Below are 10,600 nucleotides of genomic sequence, written 5' to 3'. Positions count from 1 at the left end.
GCACCAGCCACCCCACACCCCAACCCAACACACCAAACACCCCACTCCACCCTCCCCACTCCACACTGACCACTGACCACTGACCACTGACCATGCCCGAACGCCGCCAAATCTTCCGTCAAGCCGCACTCGACCGGCTGGCCTCCAGCGAGCACCTGGACCAGCCCATGCGCCTGGTCGGCGGTGTCGGCTGGCTGGTGCTGCTGGCGCTGGGCGCGACCATGCTCGCCGCCATCCTCTGGTCCGCCAGCGCGACGGCGCCGGTCAAGGTCCAGGCGCGCGGTATCCTCATCGCCGCGGGCGGTCTGGAGCAGATCGTCGCCTCGGTGCCCGGGCGCCTGCTGACGCTCGAGGTCCGTCCGGGAGACTCGGTCGCGGTCGGCGATCTCATCGCCCGTGTCGAGCAAGGCGAGCTGAGGCGCGAGCTCGAGACCGCGAGAGCCCAGCTGGAGGACGCCCGCGGTCAGTACGGGGAGCTCGAATCCTTCCATCGCGAGAAGGAGGTCCGCGAGCGGCTGCTGGAGGCCGAGCGCCTGGACACCATCGCCCAGACGCGCAGTCTTCTGGAAGAGCGTCTGGCCTTGCTGCGTAAGAAGCATGCCAGCGTCTCCCAGCTCGTCGAGCGGCGGGTCATCACGGACGACGAGCTGATCGAGGTCCAGCTCGGGCTCTCTGACGTGCGCGAGCGGCTTGCCGAGCTGGACGACGAGCAGAAGGCCATCGCGCTGCGCCGGGAGGAGCGCGCCAGCGAGGAGAAGCTGGCCTTGCTCGAGAGGCGTCTGCGCATCCAGGAATCGCTGCGTCTGGTGAAGCGGCTGGAGGCGCGCCTCGCCGAGCAGGGGCGTCTACTGAGCGCCCACGCCGGGCGCGTGCTGGAGGTCATGGTCGGCGCCGGCGATGTGGTCCAGCCGGGCGAGACGCTGGCGACGGTGGCGCCCGAGGGCGGGGTGCGCGAGCAGCTCGTGGCCTTCGCCTATGTCAAGCCGACGGAGGGCAAGCGGGTCCGTCCCGGCATGGATGTCGAGGTCTTGCCCTCGGCCTTCCGGCCCGAGGAGTACGGCTATCTGCGCGGCCGCGTCGAGCAGGTCTCCGAGCTGCCGGCGACGCGCGCCGGCATGCGCCGGCTGCTCAAGAACGAGCAGCTGGCCCAGGATCTCGCGACGGCCGGCGCGCCCTTCCAGCTAAGGGTCGCCCTGCTCGATGACGCGACCACGCCGAGCGGCTATCAGTGGTCGTCCTCGCAGGGCCCGGACGCGCGGATCAATGCCGGCATGCTGATCGGTGCGCGTGTCATCGTCGACCGGGAGCGGCTGCTCATGCTTGCGGTGCCCCAAGCCAAGCGTCTCGCTCGGCTGTGGGGGGGTGACTGAGCGTGCCTCTGTGGCGGCGGTCCAGCGGGCGCGTGGCGCGCACCGAGACGGTGCTGCAGCTCGAGGCCGCCGAGTGCGGCGCCGCCTCCCTGGCGATGGTGCTGTCGCATTTCGGGCGCCATGTGCCGCTCGAGGAGCTGCGGGCACTCTGCGGCGTCTCGCGTGACGGCTCCAAGGCCTCCAGCATTCTCAAGGCAGCGCGCGCGCTCGGCCTGACGGCCAAGGGCTTCAAGGCCGAGCCCAAGGACCTGCGCAATCTCCAGCCGCCCATGATCGCCTTCGTCAACTTCAACCATTTCGTCGTGGTCGAGGGACTGCGCGGCGATCAGATCATGCTCAACGATCCCGCGGTGGGACGGCGCCTGCTCACGGCCGAGTCCTTCGACGCCATCTTCACGGGCGTGGTGCTCACCTTTGCGCCAGGCCCGGATTTCGTGCGCGGCGATTCGCGCCCACCGCTCTGGGGCGCGCTGCTGGCACGCACGCGCGGCTTCCGGGGCGCCATCAGCTATGTGCTGCTCGCCAGCCTCATGCTGATCGTCCCGGGCGTGCTCATTCCCGTCTTTTCGCGCCTCTTCGTGGACCGGGTGCTGGTCCAGGGGCTTCACGACTGGCTGCCGGCGCTGCTGCTCGGCATGCTGCTGACGGCCGTGGCGCGCTATGCGTTGAGCCTGCTCCAGGACCATCATCTGACGCGGGCCGAGCTGCTGCTCGCCGTTCGCGGCTCGCGCGAGCTCTTCGCCCACATTCTGCATCTGCCGCTCGCCTTCTTCGGGGCGCGCTACAGTGGCGAGATTGCGGACCGATTGCGGCTGAGCGACCGGCTGGCGGCGCTGCTGACCGGTGAGCTGGCCCAGGCCGCGCTCAGCCTGGTGACGGCGATCTTCTTTCTTGGTGCCATGGCCCTATTGAGCTGGCGTGTCGCCCTGGTGGTGGCCGCGCTGAGCCTGCTCAACTGGCTGGTGCTGCTGCTCAGCGCGAGCCGCGTCGCCGAGGGGCATCAGCGGCTGGGGATCGAGCGCGGCAAGCTGCTCGGCACCGGAATGGCAGGGCTCCAGGACATCGAGACCTTCAAGGCCGCCGGCTACGAGGACAGCTTCTTCGCGCGCTGGACGGGGCTGCATGCCCAGGTCCAAGGGTCGCAGCAGCAGGTGGGGGCGGCCTCCATCCTGGTCGGCGCCTTTCCGAGCTTCACTGCCAGCCTGACGACAGCTGCCGTGCTGACCATCGGCGGCCTGGAGATCATGCAGGGCGGTCTCAGCGTCGGCTCCCTGGTCGCGCTGCAGTCGTTGGCCGCCAGCTTCGCGGCGCCCATGGCGACCCTGTCCGGGCTGGGCATGGGGATCCAGGACGTCAAATCGCACGTCGCCCGTATCGAGGACGTGCTGAGCCAGGACCTGGAGGGGATGCCCGCCGAGCGGCCGGAGGCAGCGGCTCTTCAAGCCTTGCCCGAGGGGCAGGTCCGGCTGCGCGGGGTCAGCTTCGGCTATCTGCCCCTGGAGCCGCCGATGATCGAGGGGCTGGACCTGGAGATCCCGGCGGGCGCGAGCGTGGCCCTGGTCGGCGCCTCGGGGTCGGGCAAGTCGACCATCGGACGCCTCATCGCCGGTCTGGTGCGGCCGACGGCGGGCGAGATCCTGCTGGACGAGACACCCCTCATCGCCTGGCCGTCGAGCCTGCGCTGCGCCGCGCTGGCCTTCGTCGATCAGGAGATCCTGCTCTTCGAGGGCAGCATCCGCGACAACCTGACGCTCTGGGATCCGACCGTCGCGGATAGCGCCGTGGTGCGGGCGGCGGAGGATGCCGAGATCCATTCGCATATCGCCTCGCGTCCCGGCGGCTACGGCGCGCGGGTCGAGGAGGCCGGGCGCAATTTCTCCGGCGGCCAGCGCCAGCGGCTGGAGATCGCCCGCGCCCTGGTCGGGGATCCGCGCGTCCTGGTGCTGGACGAGGCGACCAGCGCCCTGGATCCGGTGACCGAGAGCCGGCTGATGGAGAACCTCAAGCGGCGCGGCTGCACCCTCATCATCATCGCCCATCGCCTCAGCACCATCCGCGATTGCGACGAGATCCTGGTCTTGGAGCGCGGTGTGCCCGTGGAGCGCGGGCCCCATGAGGACTTGATCGCCCTGGACGGCGCCTACAAGCGGTTGATCGACGAATGAGCCGGCCTGCCGCCAGGCATCCGGACGAAGCCGGGCGGATCGCCCAGATCCGGCGCTCGCGGCTGGAGAGCGAGGAGCGCGTCGCACGCGGCCTGGGTCAGCTCGACGCCATCACGCGCGGTGCGGCCGGACTTGCCGGCGATGCCGCCCTGGATCCCGCCGCGGCTGCCGTGAGGCGGGTGCTCGCCAGCTCCGGTCATGAGGTCCCAGCCGCGCGCCTGATCGGCGGGGAGACGCGCCATGGAGGCATCCCGGACCTGGCGCGACGGGCTGGGGGGCGTGCGCGCGAGGTGCTGCTCGACACGGACTGGCACCGCGCGGATATCGGCCCGCTGGTCGCGTTCCGCCGCGTGGCTCCAGAGGGCGCCGAAACCGAAGATGAGCGGGAAGCGGGCACGGAGGAGCACCCGGTCTCGCTCATCCGGCGGGGGCGCCGCTATCAGTTCACGGATCATGTCACCGGCGAGCGAGGGCCGCTGACGCCGGCCATGGCGGGCGTGCTCGAGCCGCGCGCCTATGCGCTCTATCCGCCCTTGCCCGCGCGGGCCGACCGGCTGTCGGGTCTGATGTCGGCCCTCTGGCCGGGGAGCGGACGGGATGTGCTCGGGCTCTGTGTGGCCGGTGCGCTCCTCGCGGCGCTCGGCGCGCTCTTCCCGCTGGCCACGGCCCTCATCGTCGATGTGCTCATCCCGGGCGCCGAGTCCAGCCTCCTCGTCCAGCTGGGTCTGGCCTTGGGTGTGGGCGCCTGTCTCACGCTTCTCGTCGAAATGATGCAGGAGCGCGCCCAGCTTCGCATCGATGGCCGTACCGCAGAGCGCCTGCAGGCCTCGCTCTGGGACCGGGTGCTGCGTCTCCCGGCGAGCTTCTTCAAGGGCTTCTCGTCCGGCGATCTCAACGCCCGCATCACAGACGTCGAGCGATTGCGCGAGCTGGCGCTGGAGCTGATGCTGTCGACCGGCCTCACGGCGGTCTTCTCGCTCTTCTATCTGGTGCTGCTGTGGCTCTATCTGCCGCAGCTCGCCCTGGTGGCCGTGGGCCTGGTCCTGGTGCTGGCACTGAGCTCGCTGGCCGCGGGCTGGCTCAAGCTCAGACATATCGCGCGGCTGGCGGTTGCCGACGGGCGTCTGGCGGGTCTGGTGCTGCAGCTCCTGCAAGGCATCCTCAAGCTGCGCGTCGCGGGCGCCGAGGGTCGTGCGCTTGCCCAGTGGGCCGAGCGCTATGCCGAGGAGCGCGAGGCCACGCGGGCGCTGCGTGTCATCTCCTATCATTACGGCGCCTTCGCGGACGCCTTCCAGACCCTGAGTCTCGCGGTGCTCTTCGCCCTGGTGCTGGTCCTTGCCGCGGAGCAGCCCTCGGCCGGGGTCTTCATCGCCTTTCTGAGCGCTCACGCCGCCTTTCAGGCGGCCTTCGTCGGACTCAGTCACGCCCTTCTGCAGATCCTGACCGCCATGCCCTATCTGGAGCGCGCGCGGCCGATCTTGACCGCGCCGCTGGAGCAGCATTCCGGAGCGCGCCACCCGGGGCGACTCAGCGGCGCCGTGCAGGTCTCCGAGGTCACCTTCGCCTACACGCCGGGCGCCGAGCCCATCCTGAGCGAGCTGTCGCTGCGTCTGGAGCCAGGCGAGCATGTCGCCCTGGTCGGCCCCTCTGGCTCGGGCAAGTCGACCCTGCTGCGTCTGCTCCTGGGCTTCGAGACGCCGCAATCCGGGACCGTCCTCTTCGACGGACAGGAGCTGAGCGGGCTGGACCTGGCGGTGCTGCGGCGACAGATCGGCGTGGTGCTCCAGACCGGGCGGGTCTTCGCCGGCACCATCTACGACAACATCCGCGGGGCGAGCGCCGCGACCCTGGACGACTGTCTGCGGGCCGCGGCTGACGCCGGTCTCGAGCGCGACCTGGAGCAGTTCCCGCTCGGCCTGCATACGCCCCTGACCGAGGGGGCGAGCACCATCTCGGGCGGGCAGCGGCAGCGCATCCTCATCGCGCGTGCCCTGGTGCAGCAGCCGCGCATCCTCTTCATGGACGAGGCGACCAGCGCCCTGGACAACCGTTCGCAGGCGCGCGTGACCCAGAGCCTGGAACGGCTGGCCGTGACCCGCCTGGTCATCGCCCACCGGCTGAGCACCATCCGCAACGCGGACCGCATTCTAGTGATGGCGTCGGGCCGGGTGGTGGAGTCCGGCGACTACGACACCCTGATCGCCCGCGACGGTCCCTTCGCGCGGCTGGCGCGGCGACAGATGGTTTGATTGTGAGCTTCCAGCTTCCAGCTTCCAGCTTCCAGCGGGAGGCTCTTCGAGCTTCCGGGTGTTCTGGACGAGCAGCCGCTCATCCGCTGGATTCCTTGTCGAAGACCTGAAAGCAATGCCAAACAGAGCTGTAAGCTGGCCGCTGGTGGCCGGCAGCTCGCTCTAGGTTGAGGGCCGAATACCATGCGCAAGGCACTCTTCATCCTCGCCGAGCTTGAGGATCGCGACCTGCTGTGGCTGGTGGAGGCGGGCCGCCGCCACAGCCTACCGGCCGGGGCGACGCTGATTGCCGCGGGCGGGGAGGTGACCGAGCTGTCCATCCTCCTCGAGGGGCAGCTGGACGTCATCCTGCCGCCGGACAAGGTCATCGGCGAGCTGCTGGTGGGGGACATCATCGGCGAGATGTCGCTCATCGAGAAACGCCCGCCCGAGGTCTCGCTGCGCGCCGCAGAAGACACCCGCCTGCTCAGCCTGCCGCATGCTGTGGTGCGCCGGCGCCTGACGGACGACCAGGGCTTCGCGGCGCGCTTCTATCGCGCGCTCGCGGTCATGCTGGCCGACCGTCTGCGCACCCGCGTCGCCCGCCTGGCCGGGGACGCACAGGGCGAGACAAGCGAGAAGGAGCGCTTCCTCCGCGAGAGCGAGCTGGACGAAGGCATCTTGGACAACCTGCACGTCGCCGGCGAGCGCATGCGCAGCCTGCTGCGGCTGCTCGAAGAGGGGCGGGCCTGAGCGGGGTCGTCTCCAGCTGGGTGTCTTGCCCGAAGCCACCGAGTGCATAGAGTGGAGGCGAAGGCGGAATCTGCCAGACCTCTTCGGCTCGACTCTCGGGAGCCGCGTTTGGTCTTTGCGGGCGCGGGGAGCGCATCCCAGTCAGTCAATGGTCTAGCCCGGCAATCCGTCTTCACGCAAGCCTGCGGGGTGAGGCTCGGTCTCTGCCCGGGGCTCCTGCTCGGTCTGCTCGAGCGTCCGATCAGTTCCTATAGGCCGCGGCGGTTCCGGAAGATCTGTAGAAACGGTCGCCTCAGTAGAGCGACCGACCGCGCCGGACCGTGGAGGTTCGCAGCGCCCATATGGCCGCAGGTGCTGAGTCTAGGCGGAAATGGCGGCTGGTGACGCCTTGGGTCTATCCCATCTTGCGAGGATAGGCTCCATCCGTCTCCTGCGGCAGGATCACCGGACTCGGGCTCTCCAGAAACGTTCGGGGTTCTTGCGCCCAAGCCTTTTGGGTACGCGTTGGCTTCAGTTCCAGAGGTTGCTGAGCTCGAGCTCTAGAGCATCGAAGGGTGCAACCGCGATGGCATCCTTCCCGAAGGCTTCCACGAGCAGCCGCCAATCGCCGCCTTCCAGACCATAGGCTTCGAGACTCCGCCGCATCGGATCGATCAGCCAAGCATAGGAGACGGCATAGGTTGCGTAGATTGGCATCTTGATTTCTCGGTCCTTGCTGGCGGTTGGTGGCGAGAGGATCTCGCAAACCCAGTCCGGAACGACCTCGAAGCGGTGGCCTTGGGGAATGTGCGGCATTCGCTCTCGACGCCAGCCAGCAAGATCGGGGACGACGACCTCTCGATCGGTGAAGAAGTGGAGCTCTGGCTCCACGAGAATCCACCAGCCACCGGGGCCGCCGCGACCTTTTCCGAAGGGGCCGCCGATCTCGATCTGGAGGTTCGACTCGGTCAGCGCATGCGGACCGGCTGGCCGCGGTTGGGTGTGCAATTGTCCGTTGAGGATCTCTCCTCTCAATCCCTCTGGCAGGGCTTCGAGCTGCTCGTAAAGTGTTTGCTTGTAGGCATGCTGCATGAGGCTTCACCGGAATTTCACCCTTCAAGCATGGCGTACCCTGGTCACCTGTCAAAGCCGAGGCGTCAGATGATAATCCGCGCGACCTCCTCGAGGTTGACCTGATCGTTGCGCCGGTCATAGCGTCCCTTGGTCCGGACACTCGCGTGGTTGGCCATCCGCTGGGCTACTTCGAGCCTATCGCCGTCACGGAGGTGCTCGGTGATCCTGGTGGCCCGGAAGGTATGGCAGCCTGCCGCCGAATCATGCGGCAGACCTCGCTCTGTTGCATTGGGCGTTCGGTGAGCTCACCACGCTTGGCCGGAGCGGTGGGGAAGAGGGTGGCCTTTGCCTCTCGGAGTCGTCCTGTCTGCTCTCGAGACTGCTCCAGCGATGCCTCGAGATTGTGGTGGCAGGGCATCTCATGGCGCTTGCCACCTTTCTCGCGCAATCGGACCCAGGTACGCCGGTCCTGAACAGAGACATTCTCGCCCCGCATTTTTGTCGCCGTGCCGATCCTGTGTTGCATTGGCGAGTCGTCAAGCCTGCCCGGATCGAGCTTCATCCGCAGATTCACCGTCTCGCGCTTGGCTCGGGGATGGCTTGGTCCTTCGTCGCGATCTCCTCACATGCATCGAATCCTCGCTCTCGTGTGGAGACCGAGTCGTTGTTACCCTCGCCGTTATCGGCTTTCCCGACCATCCGACAGGCCGCTGAATTGAGCCGCCCCGTGGATGAAGCTGCCCCTCCATCGCTTGTCCGATGATGGAGGCCTGTTGTCGCTCAGGTTATTCCGCGAATTTTTCTCAGATAATTCCCGCTAGAACTGCCAGTTTCCGCCACCGCTGTTGTCGAGGCTTGTGAGTCACGGCGATGCCGGACTTGGGCCTTCGTTGTCGTAGCAGCCGGCCAGGAGCTGACGCTCGCCGGTCAGACACGCAACTTCTGCTAAACGCGGATACCTGTCGCTCGGCTTGTTTCGGCCGGTGACGTAAACGCCCCATAAACGGTCGCCGGCGTCTGGGGGCTCAGCGCCCGCAGTCGGCCAATTGCTGTCATTCGGCCAACGCCAGCGATCGACCGCAATGGCCTCTTCAGTGGACGTTGGAGTCCGTCTGTGGCCGACCGATCTGGAGGCCATCCTCTGTTACGACCCTGACCGCCAAAACTTAGGTCCTACTTGTCTTCCGTTTCTTCGAGCTGATCAGCAAGGGACCAGCGCCGCGAGCTTCCTTTCGACTGGACCGGGCGTTCAGGCGATTGCCTGAATCCCCTTCTTCTCGATGACGGTCAGAAGCCGAAGTGCTGGCCCGCCCGGGCGCTTGACGCCTCGCTCCCAGTCCGAGACTAAGTTCTTGCTTACATTGAGGTAACGGGCAAAAACTGGCTGAGAAAGATGCTCGCGCTCACGCAGAGCGCGAATTGCCTCGGGAGAGAGGGGCTCGACTGGCGTCAGACAAGCGTCATCGAATTCGCGCATTGTCTGCTTGTCGATGGCACCTACCTCTTGAAGAGCCTCCATGGTCTCGTGAATCGAAGCCATCGCGTCGCTACGATACTGTCTAGCCATCCTGTTCAACCTCCGAGAATTGCCCATTCTGGATCAGCGCAGAGAGCTGCTCGTCCGTCATCTCAAGGACGTGCCGCGCCGCCTTCTTGAATGCTGTTTCTTCCTCGTCGCTGATATTGGCCTGCTGGCTCTTGGCGAACCCGTAGACGAAGAAGGCGCGATGCGCCTGACGGTAAAAGATCAGCGTCCGGTAGCCTCCTGATCGACCTTGCCCAGGGCGCGCCAAACGCTGCTTGATGACTCCGCCGCCGAGATCAGCATCGATCAGACCCTGCTCCGCTCGCAGGACGGCTTCACGTAACATCCCGTCCCGGATCTTCTGCTTGCGCGCGAAGCGCTCGAACCAAGCGTTCTTGAAGATCCTCACGTGCCTTTGCACTCCGATGATATATCACACTAAGTATTATACCATCCAGTCGAAACAATCACCTCCGCTAAGATCCAGGCGTTCGTCAGCGCCACGGCAGAATGATTGGCAGAGAATCTGACCTGCTATCAGACGCATTCGGTTCGGTAGCATCTTGATGCTGCTAGCTAATCCGGACCGGATCCGACGACGCTCTAGCGTCCGGTTCCCAGTCGATTCCAGCCGTCGAAGCAGTCGGCGCTCAGTGTCAGCAATGGGTCGTGACTTGTCACTCGCGAAACGAAAGGGACTTTCCGCTACCAGGATCGAGGAGTCACTGACCTTCGATCGGTCGGTGACCGCTGATGGGACTTATGTAGAGGCCCCGTTTATGTAGAGTTCGAGGCCGAAGGCCGTCCACAGAGCCCGATTGCGCTTGGTGGCGATCGGTCGTCGCAAGGATGAAGTCAACATAATTTCGAGGTTTCCTGAAGCCCCACCCAGCGCTTCAGGAGACCAAGATGAGTGCAAAGCGGCGGTTGTCCCAAGATCTAATCGACGAGCTTCGAGCAGGCCCGTTGGGCTTGCATGTTGACGCCTTCGCGCAGCGTTTCCGCGACGGGCGTTATGCCGACTCAACGCTGAGGCAATACCTCAACTGCCTGATCCATTTTGCCCGTTGGATAAGCCAACAGCACCGCTCAGTTGAGGAGGTCGACGAGGCGGTGGTGGCTGAGCTCCTGGACTGGACCAGCACCTCCCGCAATGTCGGTGTCCGCGACCGGTCACGCGTCAGCGCTGGCTGCTGCATGCGGCACTCAAGCGGCTTCTCTTGGTGCTGCGCGCCAAGGGCGTGATTGCCGAGTGTTGTTCTTCACCCTGATCCGCGAAGCACCGGCTCTTTGAGCGAGGATAGCCCCACCGGTGAATCCGTTTTTTGGTGAAAGAGCATGAGGGAGAGCAAGTCCTGACCATCTCGGTCCTCTCACCGGCGCGCCTGTGGGCCAGGGTTGCGGCACAATCGGGCAACCCCTTTCCAACGAGAAGGCCCGCCACGGGTGCCACCGTGCGGGCCAATGGCCAGTGCAACTACGTTTCGAGTGTCCTTACACCGGCGC

The 10,600-nt window shown here is 66.3% G+C and carries 8 protein-coding genes; 5 read left to right on the top strand and 3 right to left on the bottom strand.

The window, feature by feature from the left end; all coding sequences use genetic code 11:
- The first annotated feature begins 92 nt into the window (after nt 1-92).
- The 4 genes from G3446_RS24420 (at nt 93) to G3446_RS24405 (ending at nt 6,516) form a co-directional block, all read left to right on the top strand.
- Nucleotides 93-1,370 carry an NHLP bacteriocin system secretion protein gene (locus G3446_RS24420; RefSeq protein WP_164456233.1) on the top strand — a complete coding sequence of 426 codons (1,278 nt, stop codon included), beginning with the start codon at nt 93-95 and terminating at the stop codon, nt 1,368-1,370.
- A gap of 32 nt (nt 1,371-1,402) precedes the next feature.
- Nucleotides 1,403-3,535 carry an NHLP family bacteriocin export ABC transporter peptidase/permease/ATPase subunit gene (locus G3446_RS24415; RefSeq protein ID WP_209262615.1) on the top strand — a complete coding sequence of 711 codons (2,133 nt, stop codon included), beginning with the start codon at nt 1,403-1,405 and terminating at the stop codon, nt 3,533-3,535.
- Entirely contained in the window at nt 3,532-5,784 is a 2,253-nt protein-coding gene (locus G3446_RS24410; protein WP_164456231.1) for an NHLP bacteriocin export ABC transporter permease/ATPase subunit, read from the top strand. Before G3446_RS24415 ends, G3446_RS24410 begins: the two co-directional genes overlap by 4 nt.
- A gap of 183 nt (nt 5,785-5,967) precedes the next feature.
- Nucleotides 5,968-6,516: a cyclic nucleotide-binding domain-containing protein gene (locus tag G3446_RS24405; RefSeq protein ID WP_164456229.1), complete on the top strand. Its 549-nt coding sequence runs from the start codon at nt 5,968-5,970 to the stop codon at nt 6,514-6,516.
- A gap of 510 nt (nt 6,517-7,026) precedes the next feature.
- Here the strand turns inward: G3446_RS24405 and G3446_RS24400 are convergent.
- The 3 genes from G3446_RS24400 to G3446_RS24390 all read right to left on the bottom strand — a co-directional run bounded on the left by G3446_RS24400 (nt 7,027) and on the right by G3446_RS24390 (nt 9,503).
- A complete protein-coding gene (locus G3446_RS24400) occupies nt 7,027-7,587 on the bottom strand; it encodes a Uma2 family endonuclease (protein ID WP_164456227.1) in 561 nt (186 codons plus the stop codon).
- 1,231 nt (nt 7,588-8,818) lie between these two features.
- Nucleotides 8,819-9,088 (bottom strand): helix-turn-helix domain-containing protein, encoded by a 270-nt coding sequence (locus G3446_RS24395; protein ID WP_425338431.1) that lies wholly within the window; start codon nt 9,086-9,088, stop codon nt 8,819-8,821.
- 40 nt (nt 9,089-9,128) lie between these two features.
- A complete protein-coding gene (locus G3446_RS24390; RefSeq protein ID WP_164456224.1) occupies nt 9,129-9,503 on the bottom strand; it encodes a type II toxin-antitoxin system RelE/ParE family toxin in 375 nt (124 codons plus the stop codon).
- 500 nt (nt 9,504-10,003) lie between these two features.
- Between G3446_RS24390 and G3446_RS24385 the strand changes: the two genes are divergently transcribed.
- Nucleotides 10,004-10,339, top strand: coding sequence for a site-specific integrase (locus G3446_RS24385; protein WP_164456222.1), 336 nt, complete (start codon nt 10,004-10,006; stop codon nt 10,337-10,339).
- The last annotated feature ends 261 nt before the right edge of the window (nt 10,340-10,600 follow it).

Source organism: Thiorhodococcus minor (assembly GCF_010820565.1).
Taxonomy (GTDB): domain Bacteria; phylum Pseudomonadota; class Gammaproteobacteria; order Chromatiales; family Chromatiaceae; genus Thiorhodococcus; species Thiorhodococcus minor.
This window is presented reverse-complemented; position numbering and strand designations above follow the sequence as displayed.

Bases quoted from the DNA above. Each gene is read 5' to 3' on its own strand.
- G3446_RS24420 (WP_164456233.1), top strand. From the start codon at position 93: ATGCCCGAACGCCGCCAAATCTTCCGTCAAGCCGCACTCGACCGGCTG.
- G3446_RS24410 (WP_164456231.1), top strand. From the start codon at position 3,532: ATGAGCCGGCCTGCCGCCAGGCATCCGGACGAAGCCGGGCGGATCGCC.
- G3446_RS24405 (WP_164456229.1), top strand. From the start codon at position 5,968: ATGCGCAAGGCACTCTTCATCCTCGCCGAGCTTGAGGATCGCGACCTG.
- G3446_RS24400 (WP_164456227.1), bottom strand. From the start codon at position 7,587: ATGCAGCATGCCTACAAGCAAACACTTTACGAGCAGCTCGAAGCCCTG.
- G3446_RS24395 (WP_425338431.1), bottom strand. From the start codon at position 9,088: ATGGAGGCTCTTCAAGAGGTAGGTGCCATCGACAAGCAGACAATGCGC.
- G3446_RS24385 (WP_164456222.1), top strand. From the start codon at position 10,004: ATGAGTGCAAAGCGGCGGTTGTCCCAAGATCTAATCGACGAGCTTCGA.